This is a genomic window from Anaerophaga thermohalophila DSM 12881 (assembly GCF_000191885.1).
Lineage (GTDB): Bacteria > Bacteroidota > Bacteroidia > Bacteroidales > Marinilabiliaceae > Anaerophaga > Anaerophaga thermohalophila.
This window is the reverse complement of the sequence record NZ_AEWI01000211.1, coordinates 13,238-38,963: the sequence shown is the minus strand read 5'-3', so window position 1 is coordinate 38,963 and position 25,726 is coordinate 13,238. Positions and strand designations below refer to the sequence as shown.

The following is a 25,726-nucleotide window of genomic DNA, read 5'->3' as shown; positions in this document are numbered from 1 at the left end:
GCCTTGCAACCGGCACTTTCTGAACAGACACATGATTTGTTACAACTTTGCCCGACTTTATAGACGGGCTCTGATTATTTGTCCTACTTCCCCTTTTCCTAATCGGATGTAATCGAGAAGTGGCCTGTGTGCCGGACAGGTAAAACTGCACGAACCGCATTCGATACAGTCCATTATGCTGTCGCTTTCAGCCCTGTCCCAGAGTTTCTTCTCCGCTTCGATCATCAACAGGTAGGGCTCCAGCCCCATAGGACATGCCGATATACATTTACTACAACGTATGCAATTCTCTACCGGTGCCCTGTGTGCTTGTTCGTATGGCAAGACTAAAATCCCGGAACTTCCTTTGGTAACGGGAACATCCAGATTTACCAGCGCTTTCCCCATCATTGGTCCGCCCCCGATTACCTTGCCCGTGTTGTCGGGTAAACCGCCGGCGGCCTCGATAAGCTGACCGACGGGTGTGCCTATTCTGACAAGGAAGTTGGAGGGTTGAGATATAGCGGGGCCGGTTACCGTTACTACTCTTTCAATGAGTGGTTTATTTTTCTGGATGGCTTCGTAAACGGCAAAAGTAGTTCCGACATTATGAACAACTGCCCCTACTTCAATAGGCAATTTTCCTGATGGAACCTGACGACCTGTGACGGCATCGATAAGCTGTTTTTCACCACCCTGCGGATATTTTACCTTTAGAGGCTGCACTTCAATGCCATCTTCTTTGGCTGCCAGATTGGTCAGCTTCTCTATGGCATCGGGTTTGTTATTCTCTATACCGATGACAGCCTTGTTAACTTTGAGCGCCTTCATAAGAATGCGAATGCCTACCATCAATTCTTCACTTTTTTCCAGCATGATTCGATGGTCGCTGGTCAGGTACGGCTCACATTCTACACCGTTGATCAGCAAAATTTCGCATTTCTTCCCGGGAGGAGGAGACAGCTTTACATGTGTCGGAAAAGTAGCTCCACCCATTCCGACGATTCCCATCTCTCCGGTTTTTTTAATGATCTCTTCACCCGAAAGGGCTATTTCTTTAACGAGTTTGTCGGAACGATCAATATTTTCGTCCCATTCATCACCTTCTGTGTCGATTATTATGGCGGGTTTGCGGTAGCCCGATGCATCCACCACTTCATCTGCTTTAAATACTTTGCCTGAAACGGGAGAATGGATATTGGCCGAGACAAATCCACCTGATGCGGCGATCAGTTGACCGGTTTTAACAATATCGCCCTTCTTAACAAGCGGTTTTGCCGGAGCACCGATGTGCTGTGTTGTTGGTACCGCAACTCTCTTTGGGAGGGGAGGTATTTTAATGTTTTTCCCGGCCGATATTTTTCTTTCTTCCGGATGAACACCTCCTGTTTTGAATGTTTTAAGCACGGTTGTATATAAGTTTTAAGTGATGATCAATAAATTATTTACTTTCTTCCTCAGTTTTCTCTGTCGCTGCTTTCTTCGCAACAGGTTTGTTCTTGCGAGCAGGAAAATTTATTTCAAGAATGGAATTGGTCGGGCATACGGGCACACATTTTCTGCATAGCTTACATTTGTCGTCAAGGATATATGCCAGGTTGTTTTCGAGGGTGATGGCATCGTACGGACAAACTTTAACACATTTCGTACATCCGATACAAGCCACCTCGCATGATTTTCTTGCTACTGAACCTTTGTCTTCGTTAACACAACTGACATATATGCGCATGTTTCTTGGTCCCTTTTTTCGAAGTTCAATTATGTTCTTCGGACAGGCATCAACACAGACACCGCAAGCCACGCATTTGTCTTCAATAATAACGGGAAGACCGGTTTTTTCATCCATATACATGGCATCAAAATCGCAGGATTCAACACAATCGCCAAGACCGTAACAACCGTAAGAACAACCTGTTTCGCCACCGTATAAGGCCGTGGCAACAACACACGATGATGCTCCTTCGTATTGATTGATTCGCGGCCTGTGCTCGCAGGTGCCGTTACAACGGACCACCGCTACCTGGGGGCTACTCTTTCCGGCCTCTTTCCCTAAAATTTCAGCAACTTTAGCCATGACGTCCGGTCCTCCGACGGGACAATTCAAGTCAGAAATATCATCGGCTTTTACCAAAGCTTCTGCAAAAGCGCGGCAGCCCGGATACCCGCACCCCCCACAGTTGGCAGCCGGAAGAACTTCTTCCACCTGGTTGATGCGGGGATCTTCAAACACATAAAATTTCTGTGATGCCAGATAAAGAATGATGGCTGCAAGGGCACCAAGTCCCACGAGCGTTATTATGGTTATCAAAACAATACTCATAACACTATTCCGTAGATGGTTTTATGGTAAAAGAAAATGTCTTAAAAAACTTTTTATTGAGGAGCTTTATGATCAGATAATAAGGAACTAAAATTCCAAGGGCCAAAAGGCCTGTCAGATTTTCATTCCTGGTGATAGAAAACGTGATGATTAAAGTGCCCAAAATCAGAAACAGTGGAAGAATATATGCCCACCATGCAGCCTGAAGGCCCGATTTGCTGTTACCTGTAAGTATTACTTTGTCGCCTGTGGCGTAAGGTCTGTCACAGGTAGCATCAATGATTTTTTCCTGAAGATCGGCGGCAGTACACACCCCTTTTGCATGGCATGAGGCACAGGCTGACTGAGTCAGAATTCGTACCCGGGCATGGCCGCCTTCTGCTGTTTCTACAATGCCTTCGTGTTTTATCTGGTATTTGTCAGCCATGTTGGTTTTATTTCCCCTTTGTGGGCACAAATGTATATAATTGGGGAACATTGGCTGTTGAAGGCTTGTATTTTTTGTTTAGAACAAATTAAAATAACTTTTAACAAGTTGTTGGATTGTCAGATAGAGAAGTGTGAAATGGCTAATTTAGACGAACTTATATTAACGAAAAATTTCTGTATATAAAATCTGATCAGCTAATCATTGCCCAGTTCATTTTTTGCTGAGCGAGCTTTTTTAGCTGTCGCTGCATAATAGCATTTTCAGATTTTTCTAACAATGGATCGTCAGCAAGGATGTCTTGTGCTACATTTCTGGCCATTTGCAAAATACGTGTATCTTTAGTCAGGCTGGCAATTTTGAGTTCAAAAGGCAGCCCCGATTGTTGCGTCCCTTCCAGGTCGCCCGGTCCCCTTAGTTTCATATCGGCTTCTGCAATTTCGAAGCCATCGTTGGTTTGGGTCATTATTTCCATTCGCTTTCTGGTTTCCCTGGAGAGTTTGTAGCCGGTCATCAGGATGCAATAACTCTGTTCGGCACCTCTGCCAACTCTGCCCCGCAGCTGGTGTAACTGCGACAGACCGAATCGTTCGGCACTTTCTATGACCATTACGGATGCATTGGGCACATTTACACCGACCTCGATGACGGTTGTTGAAACCAGTATTTTCGATCTTCCGGAAGCAAATTCCTGCATTGCGGCATCTTTTTCGGCCGGTCTCATTTTGCCGTGTACCATAGAGACCTTCTGATTCGGGAAAACTTCTTTGATATATTCATATCCTTCTGTGAGGTTCTTGAAATCCATGCTTTCCGATTCTTCAATTAAAGGATACACGATGTATATCTGCCTTCCGGCATTGATTTGCTCCTGAATGAATTTATTGACACCAAGTCGTTTGTTGTGATAAACATGTATGGTCTGTACCGGTTTCCGGCCCGGCGGCAATTCATCGATGACCGATACATCCAGATCGCCATAAGTGGTCATGGCCAAAGTGCGGGGAATCGGGGTAGCCGTCATGACCAGAACATGTGGCGGAGATATGTTTTTTTTCCAAAGCCTGGCACGCTGAGCTACCCCAAAGCGATGTTGTTCATCGATAACAACCAGTCCCAGATTCTTAAATTGCACGGTATCCTCAATAAGCGCATGTGTACCAATCAGTATGTCAAGTGTTCCGTTCCGGAGCGATGCATGTATCCTGTTACGGTCAGACTTTCGGGTAGAACCCGTGAGCAATTCAATATTTACATTTATCCCGCGAAGCATTTCCGTTATGGTTTCAAAATGCTGGGAGGCCAGGATTTCAGTAGGTGCCATAAGACAAGTCTGGAAGTTGTTATCTATGGCAATAAGCATGATCATCAATGCTACCAGTGTTTTCCCACTTCCCACATCTCCTTGTAACAGGCGGTTCATTTGATGTCCGCTGCCCATATCTTTTCTCATCTCTTTGATAACCCTTTTTTGGGCTTCGGTGAGTTCAAACGGCAGGTTCTGTTTATAAAACTGGTTAAAGATGGTGCCTACCTTTTTAAAAACATGTCCTTTAATATTATAAGTACGCTGGTTTCGCAGCCTGAGAATATTAAGCTGAATGTAAAAAAGCTCCTCAAATTTCAACCGAAAAGAAGCCTTCTGAAGTGTTTGGGCATCAGGTGGAAGATGAATGTATCTCAGGGCTTCGTCCAGTTTCATGAGTTTCATCTTTTGGATTACCGAAGCCGGCAGTGTTTCCGGAATTGTAGACTGATAATTGTGAAAAACATTTTGAACCAGCTTAAAGATAGTACGGGAAGTAAGATAATTGTTCTTCATCTTCTCCGTAGTGTTATAGAAAGGCTGAAGTCCCTGGAAAAAAGGAACTTTTCCGGGTTGTTCCTTTTCCAGCTCTGGGTGTACTACATTGATGGTATTGTTGAAAACTGTTGGCTTTCCGAAGAGTATGTAGGGCTGACCGGGTTTTATTTGTTCTTTGAAATATTTGATACCCTTAAACCAAACGAGTTCAAGGGTTCCGGTTCCGTCTGAAAAAGTGCCGACCATTCTTTTTCCTCTGCCATCGCCAACCATTCTGAGGGAGGTAATTTTTCCTCTTACCTGGACGTAGGGCATTTCCCCGTTTATTTCACGGATTGAATAGAAGCGACTCCGGTCGACATATTTATAAGGGAAATGGTACAAAAGGTCCTCAAAGGAAGTAATTTGAAGTTCCTTTTTCAGGGTTTCGGCCTTTTTGGGGCCGACTCCCGGCAAATACATAATATTTCGTGTGGCCAGGTCTGACATAAAACAGCATCAAAAATAGGCCAATCCTTCATTCAAAACAAATGACTTATTAAAGTTTTGCTTCAATTTTTTGCGGAAGGAAACAGATTAAAAAAAGGCTGCCTTTTTAGACAGCCTTTTTCACAGAATAAAGCTTAAAAACTTATTCCTGCATTTCTTCAACTTCTTCTTCAACCTCTTCTTTCACTTCTTCGGCTGCTTTTTCTGCTTCTTCAGCAGCTGCTTCGGCTTCATCAACAGCTTCTTCGGCAGTTTCCTCAACTGCTTCGGCACTTTCTTCAACTGCTTCCTGAGTAGCTTCTATGGCCTCAGATTTTTCTTCTGATTGTTTGTCTTTCCCGGATTGACCGGCACAGGCCATAAGCCCTACAACCATTAATAATAAAAAAATTTTCTTCATAGTTTAAATGAATTTTGGGTTTGAATAAATGATAAATTAAGACCACGTTACGTCTAAATGAATGGCAAGTTATAAAAAAACTTCTTTGCATGACAAAGATCATTTGAAAAAATTTGTAGCTATTCGGAATTTTATTTAATGATCATATAAGTTTCATGTCTTTTGTATTACAATTGTGAGCATTAATATGGTCTGTTTTTTGGTTTGGAAAGCTTGTTTTTGCTGACTTTTGGTGGTGGTGGTTTTTAAGTTTTCATCCGTATAAAATCAGTATAAGTTATTGGTCTGATGGAACTTATCATACTTTAATTGATGGTAGATTCTTCGCTCCGCTCAGAATGACAGACTGTCTAATGTCATTCTGAGGAGGTAACGACGAAGAATCTGTTGCCTGTTTTTGGTTTCTTAGATGATTAGAGGTTAAATGGTGCTTATATATTCTTATTGTGAAAAACCTTGTCATGCTCCTTTCATCTCACATTTAATAAATTGTTACGGTTGTTAGAATTGTTAAAGTTGTTGATGTGTTAGTTGTTAGAATGTTATAAGTTTTATCACATTAGCTAACAATCTAACAATCTAACAATCTAACAATCTAACAATCTAATGATCTAATGACCTAATTACCTAATGACCTAATTACCTAATTACCTATTAAGGCAATCTTTGCCATGCTCGTTTCATCTTAAAAAAATCTAAAAAACTCTATATCAATCATTTGTTTTAAAGTGCCAGATGGTTGCTTATCAGGCTGATTTTCGAAATAGACTGAAAATTTCCTGATAAAATTTATCACTTCTGCCTTCTGCCTGTTAAACTTCTGCCTGATGGCTACTTATATCTGATAATCTATTAAGGCAAACCTTGTCATGCTTGTTTCATTGGCAAACAATATGCAATGAGTAAAGATTTTTAGTAACGTACATTTGGTTTAGCTTCAAAAAATGAATCATATTTGTAGTTTCATTTTTATGATGGCTTAAATGTTTGTTCCAGAATATGTACCAACATCTGTTAAATAGATAAAATTAGAAATTGAACACCCGTATTCTTTTTTTCAGGATTCGTTCTTACTTGAAATATTTTCTTTTTGCAGGACATCGCAAGGGATATGGCATTCATTCGCCCTTTGTTTTCTTTCTGGTTAGAGAATTGGTGGGGGAGAAATATCCGTTTTATGCTTTTAAAAGAATTGATGCTGCCAGAAGGATGCTTTTAAAAAACAACACAGTTGTTGAAACCGATACACTTGGGGCGCCTTCTGTGTCAAACAAAAAGCAGAAGAAAATAAAACAACTGGTTTCGGAAGGAAGCCTCCCTCCGAAATTCGGGGAAATACTTTTCAGATTGATCAACTATTTTGACGCGCGCAATATTATAGAACTGGGCACGGGTACCGGACTTAGCACACTTTGGTTAGCATTGCCCCATTCGCGTTCCCGTGTCATTACCATTGAAGGTAATGCCCGGCTGTCTGATATTGCAAAGCAATTATTTGAAATTGTTGAAGTCTCAAACATCAGGGTATGGAATGGTTCTTTTGCAGAACTTTTACCAGAGGTTTTAGACCAGCTTCCCCGGCTTGATTTTGTCTTCTTTGATGGTGATCACCGCAAGGATAGTGTACTAGGGTATTTTGAAACATGTCTGAAAAAAGTGCACAATAATACCATCTTTGTGTTTGATGATATCCATTGGAATAAAGAGATGGAAGAGGCGTGGCATATTATTTCATATCATCCTCAGGTCACAGTCTCACTCGACTTTTACAGGATAGGTATTGTCTTTTTCAGAAAAGAATGTACCAAACAGCATTATATGGTCCGGTTTTAATGTTATTGGGGCATTGTCAGGCAAGCGTAACACAGCAAATGGTACTATATGAACAGACACGAATTAAACCAAAAGGTGAGGTATATATCTAACTAATATGATTCAACCCTCCGGGAGCCGATACTCATGTATATATTATGTTCTGTAAACATTTGACCGCCGTCGGGATCAAATTATATCACATGAGGTGAACAGAACCAGAGCCAGAACCTGAAGGGCTTATATGTTTATAGCAAATGTTAAACAGAATAAAGAACACGGATGAAACGAGCATGATAACGTTTTCCACAACAGAACATGTATAAGTTCTTGCATGCGAGTTCCATTCGACCTTAATGAATAAATTTTATACCAATGAACAGCAATGTAATCTTAATAGAAGACCTTCACAAGCATTATCATCTTGGAACTCAGGTTGTGAAAGCGCTGAATGGCGTGACACTGTCAATTGATAAGGGTGAATATGTCGCCATTATGGGCCCTTCGGGTTCCGGGAAATCTACATTGATGAATTTAATTGGTGCGCTTGATACGCCGTCAAAGGGACGATATGTTTTAAACGGAACAGATGTTAGCCACTTGAGTGATGATGAATTGGCTGAAATAAGAAATCGTGAAATTGGCTTTGTTTTTCAAACCTTTAATTTGTTATCTCGTTATTCTGCTCTGGAAAACGTTGTTTTACCATTAATTTATGCTGGTGTTCCCAGGGAAGAACGATATAAAAGGGGAGAAGAAGCGCTCCGAAATGTTGGTCTTGCCGACCGTATGCTTCATAAACCTAATGAATTATCGGGCGGCCAAAGACAACGAGTGGCCGTTGCTCGTGCTTTGGTAAATCATCCGTCTCTAATCCTGGCTGATGAACCAACCGGAAATCTCGATTCAAAGACTTCTGTCGATATAATGCGACTGTTCGATCGGATTCATGCCGAGGGAAATACCATTGTACTTGTAACTCACGAAGAAGATATTGCTAAGCATGCCGAGCGTATAGTTCGCTTGCGGGATGGCGTTGTAGAGAGCGATGTAATGAATGAAGAAAAGGTACAGGCCTGATAAATAAAAATCCTGTTTGTTTTCGAAATGCAGGTGGCCTTGTCGTAAAAACGAATTTGAAACGCTTTCTGTTGTGACCTTTTGTAGTAAAAATTTACCCGCAATGTAAAGGCTGGTCATAAAAGGCGTGGGGGGGAGGAATTGTGATTAATTTCCCAACAGCAATGGTACCAGCACAGGAACAAGCATCGATAACACGATGCCGCTGAAAATGCTGATGACTGCAAACTCTTTTCCTGTTGCTTTTATGATTACCGGCAGAGTGGTATCCATGGCAGTAGCTCCACCCGACACAATGGCGCCGAGTTTTCCGAACCATCTGACAAGCCAGGGCGCCGCTACCAGCGTAAAAACTTCGCGGAAGATATTGGCCAGTAATGCAATAACCCCCATTTCATTTCCACTTATTTTACCGATTATGATTGCCGACAATGAATAATATCCGAATCCGGCACCGATTGCCATTCCGTTAGTGGCATTAATATCAGGTGTCAGAAATGAAATCAACAGGCTTCCCGTAAGACTTCCAACGATTACTACCACAGGAACAATCAGAATATGGAACCTGGTACTTCTTAGTATTTCCAGTGCTCTGGGGTCACTGCCGATTCCTGCGCCTACCAGTATCATCATAATGTATAAGATGGCAGTGGATACGGCACTGTTTCCCCAATATGCCGGCACTATCTTATTCAAAGCGCCTGTTATTCCGATAATAAAAAATAATAATATCCAGATGCTCTGGTTATTCAGAATTAATTTTATTGAGATTACTCTTTCATTTTCCCTGTCAGGTTTTCCACCCTTATTTGTATCTTTTGTGAAAAACGAAGATACCATGGCCGAAAGTAATAAACTTCCTGAAATTGCTCCACCACTCAGAGCAATTGCTTTCCAGCCTAACGTTGAAATATTGTTTATAACTCTTGTATCAGCCCCTACCGAAACGCCAAGAAAAAACAATAGCGCGAAAACAACCATACTGACAAGCTTTTCGTTCAGCGCTATGAATTTTTTATTGCCTCTGAAAAACGAACCTGCAACAATCCCGACAACAAATAAACCAATAACAATAAAGGATATGAACATGGCAAAAATTGTTATAAAATTGTTAGGACTGTTAGGACTGTTAGATTATTAGGGCTGTTAAATTGTTAGATTGTTGGGATTGTTAGCTAATGTAATAAAACTTATAACATTCTAACAACTAACACATCAACAACTTTAACAATTCTAACAGCCGTAACAATTTATTAAATGTAAGATGAAACAAGCATGGCAACGTTTTCCACAACAGAACATGTATAAGTTCTTGCATGCGAGTTCCATCCGACCTTAATAAATAAATTTTATACGGATGAAAGAAGATGTATAACTACAATCCTACGAGTTCAGTCGAAAAATCGGGGTAGTTTATAAGCCCCGGATAAGGTGTTTTATCTAAATCTAATAATATGCAGGAAATCATATTTTCATCGACAACTGAATTCGTTTTCTTGCCACATCAACCTCGAGCACTTTAACCTCTATATGCTGGTGAAGTTTTACCACATCGGCCGGATTTGAGATATATCTGTCGGCCATTTGGGAAATATGTACCAGGCCGTCTTGCTTAACCCCAACATCCACAAAGGCGCCGAAATTGGTGATGTTGGTAACAATTCCCGGAACAACCATTCCGGGCTTAAGGTCTTCTATAGAAAAAACGTCTTTTGCAAACTCGAATACTTTAATGGTTTGTCGCGGATCACGCCCCGGTTTTTCTAATTCTTCCATGATATCTTTCAATGTTGGTAGTCCGGTTGTATCTGTAACATACTTCTGAATATCGATTTGTTCACGTAAATGTTTGTTTTTGATTAGGTCCGTAATAGTACATTTCAGATCTTTTGCCATTTTCTCAACGATGGAATAGGATTCCGGGTGGACAGCTGTATTGTCCAAAGGGTTTTTGGCATTGCTGATTCTCAGAAAACCTGCAGCCTGCTCATAAGCTTTGGCGCCCAGGCGGGGCACTTTTTTTAGTTGACTGCGACTTTCGAAAGGGCCGTGTTCGTTGCGAAAGGCTACTATGCTTTTCGCCAGTGCCGGGCCCAGGCCCGAAATGTAAGTGAGCAGGTGATGACTGGCAGTATTAAGGTTAACGCCGACCATATTAACCACCGATTCTACTGTTCTGTCAAGTGCTTCTTTAAGTTTTGTTTGGTCTACGTCATGCTGGTACTGACCCACCCCGATGGATTTGGGATCGATTTTTACCAGTTCTGCCAATGGGTCCATCAGGCGCCTTCCAATGGACACGGCACCACGTACAGTGACGTCGAAATCGGGAAATTCTTCACGTGCGGCTTTGCTGGCACTATATACCGAGGCGCCGTCTTCACTGACCACGAAAACCTGCAAATCGCGATTGAATTTTATTTTTCTGACAAATGCTTCTGTTTCACGGGAGGCTGTTCCGTTACCAATGGCGATAGCTTCTATATTATAAGCATCAACCATCGACGAGAGTTTTTTCATCGATTTCCCGGTTTCTTTTTGCGGAGGATGTGGATAGATGGTTTCATTGTGCAGCAGTTCGCCTTGTGCATCCAGACAAACCACTTTGCATCCTGTCCTGTAGCCGGGATCGATGGCGAGCACACGTTTTTGACCCAGTGGAGGTGCCAGGAGAAGCTGCCTGAGGTTTTCTGTGAAAACTTTAATGGCCTCTTCGTCCGCTTTATCCTTGAAAGTAGCCAGCGTTTCGTTTTCGAGGGAAGGGGCCAGTAACCTTTTGTAAGCATCTTCAATCGCCATAGCCACTTGTTTCGAAGCAGCCGTATCTCCTTTGATGAAAAGATGTTCCAGCCTGGGAATTATTTCTTCCTGTGGGGGTTGGGCTGAAATTTTCAGAATACCTTCTTTTTCGCCTCGTTGCATTGCCAGAAAGCGGTGTGACGGGCATTTTTTCAGTGGTTCGCTCCAGTCGAAATAGTCGCGGTACTTTGCACCCTCTTCTTCTTTTCCTTTAATGAGTTTTGAAGTAATTAAAGATTTGTGATAAAAGGTGTTTCGCACAATCTCTCTGGCGGTCTTGTTTTCGTTGATCCACTCGGCGACGATATCTCTGGCACCCTGAATGGCAGCCTCAACATTGGGAACTTCATCAGAGAGAAATTGTGTAGCACGGTTTTCCACATCTTTTTCGGCCTGCTTCATAATGATTTTGGCAAGCGGTTCAAGTCCCAGCTCTTTGGCTTTTGAAGCACGTGTTTTTCGTTTGGGCTTGTATGGAAGGTAGATATCTTCAAGTTCGGTACTGTCGTAACAGTTTTCGATACGTTCTTTTAGTTCGGAAGTCAAAGCATCCTGCTCTTCTATGGTTTTCAGAATGGTTGCTTTGCGTTTTTCGAGTTCCTTAAATTTGTGGTACGACTCCTTTATTGCGGCGATGGCTACTTCGTCGAGGCTGCCGGTTCGTTCCTTCCTGTAGCGGCTGATGAAGGGAATGGTAGCACCTTCGTCCAGAAGCTCCAGTGTGTTTTGAATTTGGGGAGCAGAAATCCCTGTTTGTTCAGCTATCAGATTTGGGATGGATTGCATGAATTATAGAGTTTTAGATAGTGATACAACATTGCATTTCGTTACTTCAGGGCCGGGTAGGATAATTCTTAATTAATTCTTAATGTCTCTTTCCTTTTTTCCTGAAGTTTCGTTTTTGGTAACTTTTCCCGCCTTTTTTGTCGGGATTGTACTCCGGCCCCTGACCGATTTCTTCTGGAGGGGGCATTTTGATGATGGTGGATTCGATTAATTCTTCAATATTTCTGAAATCCCGCTGATCCCTGTCGGTAATGAAGGTCAATGCCACACCTGTTGAGGAGGCGCGGGCGGTTCGTCCTACACGGTGCACATAATCTTCGGCATCATTGGGAACATCAAAATTGATAACCAGGTCGATGCCTTCCACATCGATACCCCGGGCAATAATGTCGGTGGCCACAAGAATTTGGATATTCCGGTTCCTGAATTGTCGCATTACTTCGGTGCGTTCTTTCTGATCAAGGTCAGAATGTATGGCATGAGCATTAAGCCCGTTTTGTTTTAATGACCGCTGAATATCTTTAACTTTTTGTTTCGTGGAAGAAAAGATGAGAATGCTTTTCAGGTCTTTTCCCTTTAACAGATTGTTGACCAGAGGAATTTTCTGGTTTTCATAGACAACGTAGGCTGCCTGAAGGATACCTTCGGCCGGCTTGGATAAAGAAATATTGACTTCTTCGTAGTCGGACAGCAGTTCACGGGCAAGCTTTCTGATTTTGGGCGGCATGGTTGCCGAAAACATCAATGTTTGACGCTTTTTAGGGAGGTAGGAGACAATTTGCATAATGTCCTCATAAAAGCCCATGTCCAACATTCTGTCAGCTTCATCCAGAATGAGATGTTCAAGCGTGTCCATCTTTACATAGCCCATGCTCAGGTGCTGGATCAATCTGCCGGGAGTGGCAACGATGATATTGGCCCCGGTTGTAAGAGCATTCTTCTGCCTGTTCCATAGTCCGGCATCATTGCCACCGTATACAGCTATGGAGGTGACATTCAGAAAGTAACCAAATCCTTCCATCTGTTGGTCGATCTGCATGGCCAGTTCGCGGGTGGGTACTAAAACAAGCGTGTTCAGCCCTTGTGTCTGATTTACAGCCTGCCGTTTCAATATCGGTAACAGATATGCAGCTGTTTTCCCTGTCCCGGTCTGTGCACAGGCAATGAGGTCCTTACCTCTCATGATTGCCGGAATGGTTGCTTCCTGAACAGGGGTAGCATCATCAAATCGCATGGCTTCCAATCCTTCCAGGACTTCAGCCGAAAAATTAAATTCCGTAAACTTCAATGTATTTTATGATTTTGAAAATGTTTATTATTCAGTTTATTCAACAAAAAGAACCAGCCCCTTCAGATATTCACTTTCGGGGTGATAAATGTTAACAGGATGATCAGCCGGTTGCTCCATTTGGTGCATTATGCGTACATTGCGTCCTGTTTTTGCAGCTGCTGAGAATACAGCTTTTCTGAAGGCATCACGGTTAATTACCTGGGAACAGGAAAAGGTAAAAATGATGCCGCCGGGTCTGATGTTTTCAATGGCTTTGGCATTTAACTTCCTGTATCCCTGCAATGCATTGGGGATAACCTTCAGGTGTTTGGCAAAAGCCGGCGGGTCAAGTATCATCAGGTCATATTGATCTTTGCTTTTGTCGAGAAATTTGAAGGCATCTTCAGCAAAAGCTTCATGTCTTATGTCACCCGGAAAGTTTAGTTCCACATTTTGTTTGGTCAGTTCAATGGCTCTTTCGGAGCTGTCGACCGAGTGTACACGCGAAGCGCCTCCGCGCAATGCATAAAAGGAGAAGCCGCCGGTGTAGCAAAACAGGTTCAATACATTTCTGTTTTTGCTGTATTTTTCCAAAAGCGTTCTGTTTTCACGTTGATCAATAAAAAAACCGGTTTTTTGGCCTTTTTCGAAGTCGACCAAAAAGCGAAGGCCGTTTTCCATTGCTGTTTTGTCTTCGGTTTTTCCTCTCAGAAAGCCATTTTCGGGTTCAATCCGGGACTTATACGGAATGGTTCCTTCCGATTTATTGTAAATCGCTTTAAGGTCCGGCCCAAAAATATTTTCCAAAGCATTGCACAGCATATCTTTTATCAGATACATGCCAACGGTATGAATTTGAAGAACGGCCGTTCCGTTATACATATCGATGATGAGTCCGGGCATGCCGTCACTTTCACCGTAAACCAGGCGCCAGGCGTTGGTTTGTGAGGATTTTGTAAGGCCCAGGGTTTCGCGTAAAGCAAAAGCCTGTTGTATCTTTTTTGTCCAGAAAGCTTCATCCGGTTCCACTTTTTGGAACGAAAAAATTCTTACGGCAATGGAGCCTGTCTGAGAATGTCCCATTCCCATAAAGTTTTCCTTGTGGTCATACACTTCAACCACTTCGCCTTCTTCAATTTCGCGGTTCACTTTGTTGATGGCTCCGGAAAATACCCATGGATGAAATCTCAGGATACTTTGTTCTTTACCAGGCTTTAGATAGATTTTAGCAAATTCCATGTAGATGATTGGAAAATTTAAGAGCTTTTTTCTTTTTTTGGTCGGCTTTAACGGGCTTTGATGCGACGGGTTTCATCAGTATAAAATTAGTCTAAGTTATTGGTCTGATGGAACTCGCATGATTGAGATTTATACATGTCCTTTTGTGACAAACCTTGTCATGCTCGTTTCATCTTACATTTAATAAATTGTTACGGCTGTTAGGATTGTTAAATTGTTAGGAATGTTGATATTGTTGAAGTGTTAGTTGTTGAAATATTATAAGTTTTATTACATTCGCTAACAATCTAACAATTTAATGATCTATTATGACAATTTTTGTCATGCGCGTTTCATTTTCTTTATTTTATTGTAGATTTTTAGTGCCACCCATGCATCAGTTGCTGCATACAATATTTGTCCTTCACTTAAAGAATCGGCCTCCCAGTTGGAAAGTCTCTGCCTTTTGGAAATGCGGATGCCAAGAAGGAGTCCTGCCAGATCCTTCAGGCTCAATACTTCTATGCCATATTTTGGTGCCAGTTCCTGAATGTCAATAAATCCTTCCGGTGTGAAGTTGTTGAGATGCTGCAATCCTCTCAGGTCATCCCGAATGCCGACTCCTACCTTCTTAATTCCCGGGTTCGAAAGAAGTTGTGTCAGAGCTCCGTTGAAACCGGTCATGTTCAGTCTGAACAGAAACGCCTCTTCTTCAGTGCTTAATTGCAGTAGGGCTACATCGTGTGAGACCCCTTTCTTAAATGATGGTTTGGTTTCGGTATCGAAACCGATAATTCTCTCATTCCGGAGTTTCTCCACAACATGAGTTATCTGTTTGGGATCTTCTATTACATTTACAGTTCCTTCGAACTGTTTTAGTGGTAATTCCTTTATGTCGTCTTTAGTGATCTTATTTTGCATTCAATATTTTGAGTTTTTTAGCCGATTGGTGTTAAACTACATGTTATCAAAAATCTTTCTTTCCGGTAATCAGGCGGATCGGACAGTTTAGATGATTTATTCGAATAAAATCTATTTTTTAAGGCCAAATGGAATTTATCAATTACAAAGCAACGTCATCGTGGTCATTTTGCCAGTCTTTTTGCATTTTCGATATCAACCAGTCTTCTGTGTTTCTTTTGTCCTCAAGAGGGTCAACTTCATCATTTTCTTCGTCTATGTCTTCTCCGTTGAAAGCAACTTCATGAAGTGCTCTGAGAACATTAACCAGCCTTTGGCCCCAATATTCTTCAAAGTTGTTTACCAATTCTATCAGTGCATCATTCATTATTTCTGTTACCGCTGTCCGGTAACTCATTAAAAAATCTTTTACATCCTGATAGATATCGGAAAGATTTTCTGAAATGGTGGCTGTCAAAGGCTCCACGCTGCGTTGCATATCGGCTGTAAAAACTTCCAGATAATCGTTGTACGGACCCATCTTTAATAAAATGGCATTTTGAATTTGCTGATATTCCTCTTCCGACACAAATTTTTCCAGGAAGTCGTCTTTGAGCATGGTTTCTGTCTTTGGCAAAACCGATGCTTTCAGATACAAAAGGGGTAACATTTTACGTCCTGTGTCAATAAATTCCCTTCTTGGAAAATCCGGTGTTTTTTCCAGCCAGGCACAAAATTCCTTTGCAACCGTCACAAATTCAATGACATTTCTTGAATATACCGGATGTTCAAAATCTGTTTCCATAGCGGGTGCAAAATTAGTGATAAATATTGATAATGTAGTGATTAATGTTGACGAATGCAAAAATAACAAAGCTACAGCCATTCCAACTCGCCCGTTTCAGCTTCTCCTATCACTTCATGGTCTTCCAGCCACTGAAGGACTTTTAACGTTTTTTCCCTGCTGTACGGGAGCGATTCCACCAGTTCTTCAGCCTTCATCATCCGGTGATTGAGTTTTTCTTTTACGGTCAGTTCTATTTTTTTGAAGGTGGTATCATCCAGTCCGGTCTTTTTTCTTGAAATACAAATGTCGCAAATACCGCAATTGTCCGACTTTGTCTGGCCGAAATAGTTCAGAAGAAACCTGCTGCGGCAGATATTAGTCGACGAAGCATAGTCGATTACTGCTTCGGTCTGATCCAGATATCGTTGTTTTCGTTCTTGATAGACTTCTTTTGGGAGTTTGATAAACCTTAACTCTTCTCTGGACTGGGTATAGCTGATCAAAGGTGTTTTACGACGCGGGATATAATGAATGATTCCCATTTTGCTGAGTTTGGAAAGACCGGTATAAACGGTTTCAATAGTGGTGCCTGACTTTTTGGCCAGGTCTGCTTCATTGATGGAAGCATATTCGGTGAAAAGTCCCGTGTAATTGCGTAATAATATTTTAATAAAAGGGTCCAAATCTTCATTGGCTACCTGAAATTTGTAAAGATCATTTCCTTTAACCAGGAACATCACTTTTGAGGGAATGTCCAGCTCCTCGGTGAATGTGAGATATCCGGCTCTCTGAAGAATTTTCAGAGAGTTGTATACGGTCAGAATACTAAAATTGAAAGCACTACAGAATTTACCGATATCGAAGTCATAAACCATCTGAAAACCTGCACCAACAGGCAGTTGAAAGAAGTTGCCCAAAGCTTCGTAAACACTTTTAATGGTTTCAGGCTCAGGGAATGCTGTTTCTACCTGTTTTTTGAGTTTTATCTTGTCGTTATCACTCCAAAGAAGCACTGCATAGGCCTTTTTGTTGTCGCGCCCTGCACGGCCCGCTTCCTGGAAGTAGGCTTCGACGGAGTCGGGCGCATCCATGTGGACAACAAGGCGAACGTCGGGTTTGTCGATTCCCATTCCAAACGCATTGGTGGCTACTATAACGCGGGTCTGGTTATGCTTCCACCTGTTTTGTTTTTCTTCCTTCGAAGTATAGGTGAGTCCGGCATGAAAATGTTCAGCACTAATTTGGTGTTGTTGCAGGAAGGAGGCATATTCACGTGTTTTTTTGCGGCTTCTGACATATACAATGGCACTGCCGGCAACAGAATTAAGAATTCTAAGCAGCTGTTCTTCCTTGTTTTCGGTAGCCCTGACAACATAGGCGAGGTTTGGCCGTGCAAAACTTTTTCTGAAAACATTTTTCTTTTTAAAATGCAGCTGCGTCATTATATCATCCACAACGGTTGGCGTTGCAGTTGCAGTAAGAGCCAGAACCGGTACATCAGGAATAAGCTCGCGAACGGCTGCGATCTTTAAATAAGAAGGACGAAAATCGTATCCCCACTGCGAGATGCAATGTGCTTCGTCAACAGCCAGTAGGTTAATTTTTAAATCGGGCAGCTTTTCCAGGAATAGGTCTGTAGCCAGCCGCTCCGGCGAGACATAGAGAAATTTAGTTCCCCCGAAAACGGCGTTATCAAAAGCCACTTTTATTTCGCGATAGGTGAGTCCTGAATGAATGGCTGCGGCTTTTATCCCGTTTCTTTTCAGGTTTTCTACCTGGTCTTTCATTAAGGCAATAAGCGGGGTTACCACGAGGCATAGCCCTTCGGTAGCCAGTGCAGGCACCTGGAAAGTGATGGATTTGCCTCCGCCGGTCGGCATCAGGGCAAGTGTGTCGTTCCCTTCTCCTACCGAGCGGATAATAACTTCCTGGAGAGGACGAAAACTGTCAAATCCCCAGTATCTGCGCAAAATATCCAGATATCGATCAGGCATGAGACAAAATTAGTATTCCTTCTGTTTTTTGAAGATAAAAAACTGAGAATTTCTTACCTTTGCCAAAATTTTTAAACTGCTTACTTCATATAGTTTTTGTCAAGAGATGTTCAAGTATCAAAAAAACACAAGCAAAAGCTGAGAAATTTGAAACAGTGAATGTATCTGTTCCCGGTTCAAATTTGCAGAGGATATTGTTGTTTTGCCGGTTGTTGAGCTTCGCACCGGGAAAAATCATGAAGGTAGCAGGTAAATACCTAAAAAGCATCAGCCCATGTCATTTTTCGAAGACAAAATCACATCCGATGGTTTGACTTTTGACGATGTGCTTCTGATTCCGGCCTATTCGGAAGTGTTGCCTCGCGAAGTCAATTTATCCACCCGTTTTTCACGTAACATTGTTTTGAATATACCAATAGTTTCGGCTGCAATGGATACTGTTACCGAAGCACGTCTGGCCATTGCCATTGCCAGAGAAGGAGGCATCGGGGTTATTCATAAAAACATGTCTGTTGAAGAACAGGCCAAACAGGTAGAGGTAGTAAAAAGAGCCGAGAACGGGATGATCTACGATCCGATAACCATAATGCGCGATCGTACGGTTGGTGATGCTTTGGCACTTATGAGCGAGTATAAAATAGGCGGGATTCCGGTAGTTGACGAAAAGGGCTATCTGGTTGGCATTGTAACCAACCGCGATTTGCGTTTTGAAATGGATTACAGTCGTTCTATTGAGGAGGTGATGACTTCCGACAATTTGGTTACTACCAACCAGACCACTGATCTGGAAAAGGCAGTTGATATCCTGCAGCGGCACAAAATTGAAAAGCTGCCGGTTGTTGATAAGGACAACAAACTGATAGGATTGGTGACCTATAAAGATATTACCAAAGCAAAAGATAAACCTTTGGCCTGCAAAGACAGCAAAGGTCGCCTGAGAGTGGCTGCAGCCGTGGGCGTTACTTTCGATACCTTTGAGCGTATTGATGCTCTTGTGAAGGCCAATGTTGATGCAATTGTGATAGATACCGCCCACGGACATTCGCGGGGCGTTTTGCAAACCTTGAAAGAAATCAAGCGCCGGTATCCCGATCTTGAGGTCGTTGTAGGAAATATTGCTACAGCGGAAGCAGCCATTGATCTGGTTAAAAACGGCGCTGATGGCGTGAAGGTGGGCATCGGCCCCGGCTCTATTTGTACCACCCGCGTCATTGCCGGAGTTGGTGTTCCTCAGCTGTCGGCTATTTATGATGTCTACAAAGCCTTGAAAGATACCGATGTCCCCCTGATTGCTGACGGAGGGCTCAGATACAGCGGAGATATTGTTAAAGCCCTTGCCGCCGGTGCACATTCTGTTATGGCCGGTTCTTTATTTGCAGGCGTAGAGGAATCGCCCGGAGAAACCATTATTTATAATGGCCGGAAATTTAAAACTTACCGTGGAATGGGCTCTATTGAAGCGATGCAGCAAGGTTCTAAAGATCGTTACTTTCAGGATGTGGAAGACGATATTAAAAAGTTAGTTCCCGAAGGAATTTCTGCACGTGTACCGTATAAAGGGACTTTGTATGAGGTTATTTACCAGCTTATTGGAGGATTGCGTGCAGGTATGGGCTATTGTGGTGCCGGCAATATCGAGGCGCTTCATGGCGCCAAATTTACCCGCATTACCAATGCCGGCGTCATGGAAAGTCATCCGCACGATGTGACCATAACGCGAGAAGCACCCAATTATTCGAGATAAAAATTGTTCTGAAATAATCCAGCAAACCCGGACAACACAATCCGTTGCCCGGGTTGTTTTTTTGATTTCACCGTATAAGATTTTAGAGAAGGTTTGTAACAGAACAAACAAACCATTATTTTTGTATGTATGGTTGTATTTTACAACTTTGCAAGCCTTGTAAATGACACTTTCTGAGCATACATAGGATTAGAAAGATACTCGTCCGGCTTTGTTGGCGGACACCAATTATTTGTGGGGCTTCCATGCAGGAATCTTAATTCATTTAAAATTTAGTCTAAATTATTGGTCTAATGGAACCCGCAACTTTTTGTACATGTTCTTATGTGGCAGATTTCTTTGTAAACAAAGCGGCGGAGCCGGAGGAGGAATCAAAGCGCCATGCTCGTTTCTTTTAAAAATATGGTCTATTGATGAAGATATATTCATTAAAACAAGTCGCTGTTCTTTTGCTGTTAGCAGGTTTTGCAGCTGCATGTGAGAATATTGAAAATAAAGAAGATGCCACTCCTGTTGTAAGAGTTGGGGAGGAGGTATTGACAACCAATGATCTTAAAAAGGTACTTCCCGATGACGTAAATCATGAAGACAGTGCAGCTTTGGCCGACGATTATGTGAACCGTTGGGTGAGGAATAAACTCTTTCTCAGGCAGGCAGAGTCCAATCTTACCGAAGAAGAGAAAGATGTGAGCCAGCTTTTGGACGAATACCGCACTTCCCTGCTTGTCAACATTTATCAGCAGAAAATGCTGGAACAGAAATATTCTCCGTTATTGAGCAACGAAGAGATAGAGAAGTATTATAATGAAATGCAGGATAACTTCACGCTTCAGGAAAATATTATTCGCGGTTTGTTTTTAAAGCTGCCACTCGATGCCCCCAATATTTCAGAAGTGCGTCGCTGGTGCAGGTCGGCCGATTCTGAAGATTTGGTTCAGTTGGATCGATACAGTGCGCAGCATGCAAGAATGTATCATGCTTTTCTGGATAAGTGGACCCCTTTTCAGCGGATAAATGCGAGCTTGCCGGAACCTGTTCGAAATGAGGAACAGTTTTTGCAATATAACCGCTATTACGAAAAGGCAGACGATAAATACAGATATTTTTTAGTGATAACAGATTTTATGACCATTGGAAATACTGCGCCTCTTAGCTACGTGGAGGAACGCATACGTGCTATTCTTCTGAATAAAAAGCGGGCAGAATTTATAAACAGTCTGGAGAAAGAATTATATAATGAAGCACTTCAGAAAAAAATCATAAATTTCTATTAAACTTGTACCATCTTTATGCCAAAACTTATGAGCAAAATACGAAACCGGTTTTATAAATTTCTTTTTATTGCCTTGTTTTCTCCCGCGGTTGTGGTCGGACAAAGTAATGTTATTGATGAAGTTATAGCTGTGATAGGAGATGAACCCGTTCTTAAATCCGATATTGAATTTCAATACCAGCAGGCGCTCATGGAAGGAGTTGAATTTGCCGGAGATATGAGGTGTCATATTCTGGAACAGATGATGATACAGAATCTTTTGCTCGAACAAGCTAAAATTGACAGTATAGAAGTTAGTGAAAATCAAGTATTAATGACGGTTGATCGACAAATCAATAACTTTATTAACCGTGCCGGTTCGCGTGAAAAACTGGAAGAATGGCTTAATAAATCGATACTTCAGATTAAGGAAGAACAGAGGGAGTTAGTTCGTAATCAAATGCTGACCCAGCAGATGAGGCAGGAGATCACCAAAGATGTAGATGTTACTCCTCTGGAAATCAGAAGGTTTTTCAGGGAAACACCAGAAGATAGTTTGCCAAAAATGCCGGCTCAATATGAGTACCAGAAAATTGCTATTACACCCGAGATCAGCCAGGAAGAGATCGAACGGGTGAAAGCACGGTTGCGGGATTTTCAGCGTCAGGTGAGGGAAGGTCGCGATTTTGCAACACTGGCTGTCCTTTACTCCGAGGACCCTAACAGCGCAGCACGAGGCGGAGAAATTGGTCTGACACCACGTGCCAGTCTGGTGCCTGAATTTGCACAGGTAGCCTTTAACCTGCGGGACAAAAATAAAGTCTCCAAGATTGTTGAAACTGAATTTGGCTTTCATATTATGCAGTTAATTGAGCGGCAGGGAGACAGGGTAAATGTTCGTCATATCCTTTTAAAACCAAAACCTTCACGCGAAGCCATCGAAAAAGCCCGCGAAATGGCTGATTCACTCGTGTCTTTAATAAGAAAAGACAGCATTTCATTTGAGGAGGCCGCCTTGCGGTACTCTTCCGATAAAGACTCCCGTGCCAATGGAGGATATGTTATTAATCCCCGTACTCAGTCAACAAAGTTTGAACTTCAGGAAATTCAGCCTGATATAGCCCGGAAACTGGAAAAAATGCAGCAGGGGGAAATTTCCGCTCCTTTTATGATGAAAGACCAGCGACTTGGTGTTGACCAGTTTACCATCGTAAAACTTACAAAGAAAACCCCACCGCATACCGCAAATATGGTTGATGATTATCAGACGATCAAAAGAATGTTAGAAAATAAAAAGAGAGAGGAAACTTTTAGAGACTGGATACGAAAAAAGCAAAGAGAGACCTACATAACCATTAAAGACGAATGGAAAGATTGTCGTTTTGAATTTGATGAGTGGGTTAAGTAGTGCCCGTCTGTAAAGTTGGGGAAAGTTGTAACAAATCATAATCTGATTTCGAAGATGGCCGCAAAAATTATTAAATCATCGGTTATCGTTTTGGGAATCGCCGTGCTATTAGCTGGTTGTGCCCGGGAGGTATACGATATTACCTGGCAAGGGGTAGTAGCTGATGAAACGACTGGCAGGCCGGTTCCGCATGCAAAAATTTCAGCTGCTGCAACTTATCAACAAAATATTGATGAAACCGCTGAAATTAACCGGTCTTCGTTATGCGATGAATACGGCCGGTTTAATTTGTCTTTTCCCCGGGCTTTTGGTTTAACGGTAAAGGTTAATGCTCCCGGGTACCTGGCAGGATTACAATATAAAGTGGTTAAAAAGTCTGTTCTGAAAGACACAATATTTATAACACCTCATCCTTTTGATGCGAGCCTGATAGTCCGGCGAATGAATTTTTCGTCATTCTGCCCCGAGGTCCCTTTTATCCGTGAAACCCGGATTTTGGATCAGTCAAATGGGAAAAACCTGGTACGATGGGGTTTTGATTTTCTTTCCGGACAGAACACATTCCTCCTTGACAGCGCCGATATCTGGATAGAAATTAATGAGCAAAGCGGCCGTATTATTCTGAACGCTTCATCCCGGGGTGGCATATTTCCCGTCCTGAATAGCAGTTCGGAGTTCTTTTTGACCGGTATTACCCAGGCGCCTGAAACAGGTTATCAGAAGAGTTATGTTCTGAAAGGCAATGAGGCCGGATTCTTTATATTATGCCGAAACGGGGTGAATGTTGCAAAAATGATTCCCGAAGATAAAATCTGTGTCTTGTCTTATACAGGAGCTGATGGTCAGGCAATTCGTGAAAAGGGTATTCGCTTCGATTATTTGTTTCAGCCCGACTTGAAGAACCGTCTGTCATTTCCGGTTTCGGTTCTGGGTATGGATGACAAGATTGAGCCGGTCTCTAATTAGCCTGCTTTATTTTCATCCGTATAAAATTTATTTTTAAGGTCGGATGGAACTCGCATGCAAGAATTTATACATGTTCTATTATGACAATTTTTGTCATGCTCGTTTCATCAGTATAATATTAGTCTAAGTTATTGGTCGGATGGAACTCGCATGATTGAGTTTTATACATGTTCTTTTCCTGATGTGATAGGGACATGTTGTGGCAGATTTCTTTGTAAACAAAGCGGCGGAGCCGGAGGAGAAATTAAAGCGCCATCCGCGTTTCATTGTTAGAATGACTTACGTATATGCCTGAATACTTTTTTGGAGTTTTTTTTTATAGTGTTAAACGGCTGCTGAAAACAATCGTGGTATTGTTTTTTCTGTTGGGAAGTTTTGTTTTTATCCAGGCACAGGGTCAGGATGAGAAAAAAGGCCGGGAAGAAAACAGGAAAATTTTAATTGAATACGCCGATTTGATGAAGGGAGCCGAAAAGCGTCTGGGAAAAAACTCATGGGCTCTTGTCGGAAATGTAAGAATGCAGCATCTCAATACCAGGATGTTTTGCGACAGTGCAATTCTTAACCGTGACTCCAACAGGGTTGAAGCCTTCGGTTCTATTCACATTATTCAGAATGATACCATACATCTTTACGGTGACAAACTGAACTATGATGGCAACGAGGAACTTGCAAAGGTGAGGGAAAATGTGAGACTGGTAAACAAGAATGTTGTACTTACCACCGATTTTCTTGACTATGACCGGAAAAATGATGTTGCTTACTACTTCAATGGAGGGAGAATTGTTGATGAACGTAATCAGCTCACCAGCAGTCTGGGTTTTTATTATCCCCGAACCGGCGAGGTCAACTTTAAAGACAGCGTGGTGTTGATCAATCCAGATTACAGGATGTATAGTGATACTTTGAAGTATTTTACGAGAACCGAGGTCGTTGGTATTGTCGGACCTACAAATATTTACAGCGACGAAAACAGGATTTTTTCCGAACTGGGCTTTTACGATACCCGCAGTGACAAGGCCCGCTTACTTAAAAACAATTATATAGACGGAGGCGAACAAACTCTGAGGGGCGATACCATTTTGTATAACCGGAATGATGGTTTCGGGGAAGTCTTTTCGGGAATGGCTCTTGAGGATACTGCGAATAACGTGATAATTACCGGCGATTACGGATATTATAATGAAAAAACCGAGAAAGCTCTGGCAACGAAGAAGGCTGTTTTAAAGCAAGTTTACGGAAACGATACGCTCTTTCTGCATGCTGATACCCTGAGAGCAGATCCTGTATCCGGGGAAGTAGAAAATAAAATTGTAAGAGCCTTTCATAACGTTCAGTTCTATCGTTACGATTTGCAGGGCCGATGTGATTCCATGGTTTATGATTTTCGCGACAGCACCAATACTTTTTATCACGAGCCGGTGATTTGGGCGCAGGGAAACCAGATGACTGCCAGTGAAATTAAGCTTTATACGCGCAACCGGGTTTTGTATAAAGCCGAAATGATTGAGAATGCCTTTCTGATTGCACCCGAGGATTCTGTTCATTTTAATCAGATTAAGGGCAAAAAGATGACGGGTTATTTTAAAGAAAATCAGCTCTATAAGATAGATGTTGACGGGAACGGGCAAACGGTCTATTATCCCAAAGACAGAGATTACGTAATCGGGGTAAACAGAGCCGAGAGCAGCAGTTTGACCATCTATTTAAAAAACAGGAAAGTAGAGACTATTGTTTTACGAACCCAGCCAACCGGAAACATGAATCCTCCTTTCGTGCTTGATAAGGAATCAACACGTCTCGAAGGCTTTTTGTGGTTGGAAAAATACCGTCCCAAAAAATATGAGGATATCTTTCACTTCAAAGAAATAGTGGAAGAGGTGCAGCGAACGGATTATAGCGACTATCAATTCTCCGAATAGTGTAAAAAAAGGTCGTCTTGACAGAGCAGACGACCTTCTTATTCTTATTGATGTTGTTTTAGAATGCCCTTTACAAATCAATATTCATCCTCATTAAAGAAAAAATCATCCTTACTGGGATAATCGGGCCAGATGTCTTCAATACTCTCATATACTTCTCCTTCATCCTCTATTTCCTGAAGATTTTCAATAACCTCCAGAGGTGCCCCCGAACGAATGGCAAAATCAATTAATTCATCTTTTGTAGCCGGCCAGGGCGCATCTTCCAGTTTTGATGCTAATTCAAGAGTCCAATACATAGCAAATACAATTTAACTCTTAATAATATTTTGTTTTTATGTCCTTGCTGTTTTCTGCGAAATTAGAAAA

At 42.1% G+C, this 25,726-nt stretch carries 20 protein-coding genes; 7 read left to right on the top strand and 13 right to left on the bottom strand.

Annotated elements, in window-relative coordinates; translation table 11 throughout:
* Positions 1-57: 57 nt before the first annotated feature.
* The 5 genes from rsxC to ATH1_RS0118600 all read right to left on the bottom strand — a co-directional run bounded on the left by rsxC (position 58) and on the right by ATH1_RS0118600 (position 5,419).
* Positions 58-1,386, bottom strand: coding sequence for an electron transport complex subunit RsxC (rsxC, locus tag ATH1_RS0118620; RefSeq protein ID WP_010424404.1), 1,329 nt, complete (start codon positions 1,384-1,386; stop codon positions 58-60).
* A 34-nt stretch (positions 1,387-1,420) separates the two neighbouring features.
* On the bottom strand, positions 1,421-2,299 hold the full coding sequence (locus tag ATH1_RS0118615; protein ID WP_010424402.1) for a Fe-S cluster domain-containing protein: 879 nt from the start codon (positions 2,297-2,299) through the stop codon (positions 1,421-1,423).
* A gap of 4 nt (positions 2,300-2,303) precedes the next feature.
* The gene (locus ATH1_RS0118610; protein WP_029164189.1) at positions 2,304-2,726 is read right to left on the bottom strand and encodes a SoxR reducing system RseC family protein; all 423 of its coding nucleotides are present in this window, start codon (positions 2,724-2,726) and stop codon (positions 2,304-2,306) included.
* A 193-nt stretch (positions 2,727-2,919) separates the two neighbouring features.
* On the bottom strand, positions 2,920-5,019 hold the full coding sequence (gene recG, locus ATH1_RS0118605) for an ATP-dependent DNA helicase RecG (RefSeq protein WP_029164188.1): 2,100 nt from the start codon (positions 5,017-5,019) through the stop codon (positions 2,920-2,922).
* A gap of 142 nt (positions 5,020-5,161) precedes the next feature.
* On the bottom strand, positions 5,162-5,419 hold the full coding sequence (locus ATH1_RS0118600; RefSeq protein ID WP_010424395.1) for a hypothetical protein: 258 nt from the start codon (positions 5,417-5,419) through the stop codon (positions 5,162-5,164).
* Positions 5,420-6,454: 1,035 nt separating this feature from the next.
* Between ATH1_RS0118600 and ATH1_RS0118595 the strand changes: the two genes are divergently transcribed.
* Together ATH1_RS0118595 and ATH1_RS0118590 are read left to right on the top strand one after the other, a co-directional pair.
* Positions 6,455-7,252, top strand: coding sequence for an O-methyltransferase (locus tag ATH1_RS0118595; protein ID WP_010425095.1), 798 nt, complete (start codon positions 6,455-6,457; stop codon positions 7,250-7,252).
* Between the two features lie 354 nt (positions 7,253-7,606).
* A complete protein-coding gene (locus ATH1_RS0118590; protein WP_010425093.1) occupies positions 7,607-8,311 on the top strand; it encodes an ABC transporter ATP-binding protein in 705 nt (234 codons plus the stop codon).
* Between the two features lie 147 nt (positions 8,312-8,458).
* Here the strand turns inward: ATH1_RS0118590 and ATH1_RS0118585 are convergent, their stop codons facing one another.
* From ATH1_RS0118585 to ATH1_RS0118555, 7 genes are all read right to left on the bottom strand, one after another.
* Entirely contained in the window at positions 8,459-9,400 is a 942-nt protein-coding gene (locus ATH1_RS0118585; RefSeq protein WP_010425091.1) for a LysO family transporter, read from the bottom strand.
* 375 nt (positions 9,401-9,775) lie between these two features.
* Positions 9,776-11,896 (bottom strand): Tex family protein, encoded by a 2,121-nt coding sequence (locus ATH1_RS0118580; protein WP_010425090.1) that lies wholly within the window; start codon positions 11,894-11,896, stop codon positions 9,776-9,778.
* A 79-nt stretch (positions 11,897-11,975) separates the two neighbouring features.
* A complete protein-coding gene (locus ATH1_RS0118575; RefSeq protein WP_010425123.1) occupies positions 11,976-13,184 on the bottom strand; it encodes a DEAD/DEAH box helicase in 1,209 nt (402 codons plus the stop codon).
* Between the two features lie 36 nt (positions 13,185-13,220).
* Positions 13,221-14,405, bottom strand: coding sequence for a class I SAM-dependent rRNA methyltransferase (locus tag ATH1_RS0118570; RefSeq protein ID WP_010425087.1), 1,185 nt, complete (start codon positions 14,403-14,405; stop codon positions 13,221-13,223).
* A 321-nt stretch (positions 14,406-14,726) separates the two neighbouring features.
* Positions 14,727-15,305, bottom strand: a complete 579-nt coding sequence (locus ATH1_RS0118565; protein ID WP_010425086.1) for a 3'-5' exonuclease — start codon at positions 15,303-15,305, stop codon at positions 14,727-14,729.
* A gap of 142 nt (positions 15,306-15,447) precedes the next feature.
* Entirely contained in the window at positions 15,448-16,089 is a 642-nt protein-coding gene (locus ATH1_RS0118560) for a DUF5063 domain-containing protein (RefSeq protein WP_010425085.1), read from the bottom strand.
* 71 nt (positions 16,090-16,160) lie between these two features.
* Complete coding sequence (locus tag ATH1_RS0118555; protein WP_010425083.1) at positions 16,161-18,065, bottom strand: RecQ family ATP-dependent DNA helicase; 1,905 nt, start codon at positions 18,063-18,065, stop codon at positions 16,161-16,163.
* Positions 18,066-18,339: 274 nt separating this feature from the next.
* On the opposite strand from ATH1_RS0118555, the gene guaB reads away from it, so the two are divergent.
* The 5 genes from guaB to ATH1_RS0118520 all read left to right on the top strand — a co-directional run bounded on the left by guaB (position 18,340) and on the right by ATH1_RS0118520 (position 25,357).
* A complete protein-coding gene (gene guaB / locus ATH1_RS0118545; RefSeq protein ID WP_010425079.1) occupies positions 18,340-19,809 on the top strand; it encodes an IMP dehydrogenase in 1,470 nt (489 codons plus the stop codon).
* 413 nt (positions 19,810-20,222) lie between these two features.
* Positions 20,223-21,083 carry a hypothetical protein gene (locus ATH1_RS0118535; protein WP_010425076.1) on the top strand — a complete coding sequence of 287 codons (861 nt, stop codon included), beginning with the start codon at positions 20,223-20,225 and terminating at the stop codon, positions 21,081-21,083.
* A 27-nt stretch (positions 21,084-21,110) separates the two neighbouring features.
* Positions 21,111-22,469: a peptidylprolyl isomerase gene (locus tag ATH1_RS0118530; protein ID WP_010425074.1), complete on the top strand. Its 1,359-nt coding sequence runs from the start codon at positions 21,111-21,113 to the stop codon at positions 22,467-22,469.
* Positions 22,470-22,523: 54 nt separating this feature from the next.
* Complete coding sequence (locus ATH1_RS0118525; RefSeq protein WP_010425071.1) at positions 22,524-23,435, top strand: carboxypeptidase-like regulatory domain-containing protein; 912 nt, start codon at positions 22,524-22,526, stop codon at positions 23,433-23,435.
* Between the two features lie 287 nt (positions 23,436-23,722).
* Positions 23,723-25,357 carry an OstA-like protein gene (locus ATH1_RS0118520; protein WP_010425070.1) on the top strand — a complete coding sequence of 545 codons (1,635 nt, stop codon included), beginning with the start codon at positions 23,723-23,725 and terminating at the stop codon, positions 25,355-25,357.
* Positions 25,358-25,434: 77 nt separating this feature from the next.
* Here the strand turns inward: ATH1_RS0118520 and ATH1_RS0118515 are convergent, their stop codons facing one another.
* Positions 25,435-25,656: a DUF2795 domain-containing protein gene (locus ATH1_RS0118515; RefSeq protein WP_010425069.1), complete on the bottom strand. Its 222-nt coding sequence runs from the start codon at positions 25,654-25,656 to the stop codon at positions 25,435-25,437.
* Between the last annotated feature and the right edge of the window lie 70 nt (positions 25,657-25,726).

Bases quoted from the DNA above. Each gene is read 5' to 3' on its own strand.
- ATH1_RS0118565 (WP_010425086.1), bottom strand. From the start codon at position 15,305: ATGCAAAATAAGATCACTAAAGACGACATAAAGGAATTACCACTAAAA.
- ATH1_RS0118520 (WP_010425070.1), top strand. From the start codon at position 23,723: ATGCCTGAATACTTTTTTGGAGTTTTTTTTTATAGTGTTAAACGGCTG.
- ATH1_RS0118610 (WP_029164189.1), bottom strand. From the start codon at position 2,726: ATGGCTGACAAATACCAGATAAAACACGAAGGCATTGTAGAAACAGCA.
- ATH1_RS0118515 (WP_010425069.1), bottom strand. From the start codon at position 25,656: ATGTATTGGACTCTTGAATTAGCATCAAAACTGGAAGATGCGCCCTGG.
- ATH1_RS0118590 (WP_010425093.1), top strand. From the start codon at position 7,607: ATGAACAGCAATGTAATCTTAATAGAAGACCTTCACAAGCATTATCAT.
- ATH1_RS0118600 (WP_010424395.1), bottom strand. From the start codon at position 5,419: ATGAAGAAAATTTTTTTATTATTAATGGTTGTAGGGCTTATGGCCTGT.
- ATH1_RS0118585 (WP_010425091.1), bottom strand. From the start codon at position 9,400: ATGTTCATATCCTTTATTGTTATTGGTTTATTTGTTGTCGGGATTGTT.
- ATH1_RS0118570 (WP_010425087.1), bottom strand. From the start codon at position 14,405: ATGGAATTTGCTAAAATCTATCTAAAGCCTGGTAAAGAACAAAGTATC.
- ATH1_RS0118560 (WP_010425085.1), bottom strand. From the start codon at position 16,089: ATGGAAACAGATTTTGAACATCCGGTATATTCAAGAAATGTCATTGAA.
- recG (WP_029164188.1), bottom strand. From the start codon at position 5,019: ATGTCAGACCTGGCCACACGAAATATTATGTATTTGCCGGGAGTCGGC.
- ATH1_RS0118530 (WP_010425074.1), top strand. From the start codon at position 21,111: ATGAGCAAAATACGAAACCGGTTTTATAAATTTCTTTTTATTGCCTTG.
- guaB (WP_010425079.1), top strand. From the start codon at position 18,340: ATGTCATTTTTCGAAGACAAAATCACATCCGATGGTTTGACTTTTGAC.
- ATH1_RS0118525 (WP_010425071.1), top strand. From the start codon at position 22,524: ATGGCCGCAAAAATTATTAAATCATCGGTTATCGTTTTGGGAATCGCC.
- ATH1_RS0118535 (WP_010425076.1), top strand. From the start codon at position 20,223: ATGAAGATATATTCATTAAAACAAGTCGCTGTTCTTTTGCTGTTAGCA.
- ATH1_RS0118615 (WP_010424402.1), bottom strand. From the start codon at position 2,299: ATGAGTATTGTTTTGATAACCATAATAACGCTCGTGGGACTTGGTGCC.
- ATH1_RS0118555 (WP_010425083.1), bottom strand. From the start codon at position 18,065: ATGCCTGATCGATATCTGGATATTTTGCGCAGATACTGGGGATTTGAC.
- ATH1_RS0118580 (WP_010425090.1), bottom strand. From the start codon at position 11,896: ATGCAATCCATCCCAAATCTGATAGCTGAACAAACAGGGATTTCTGCT.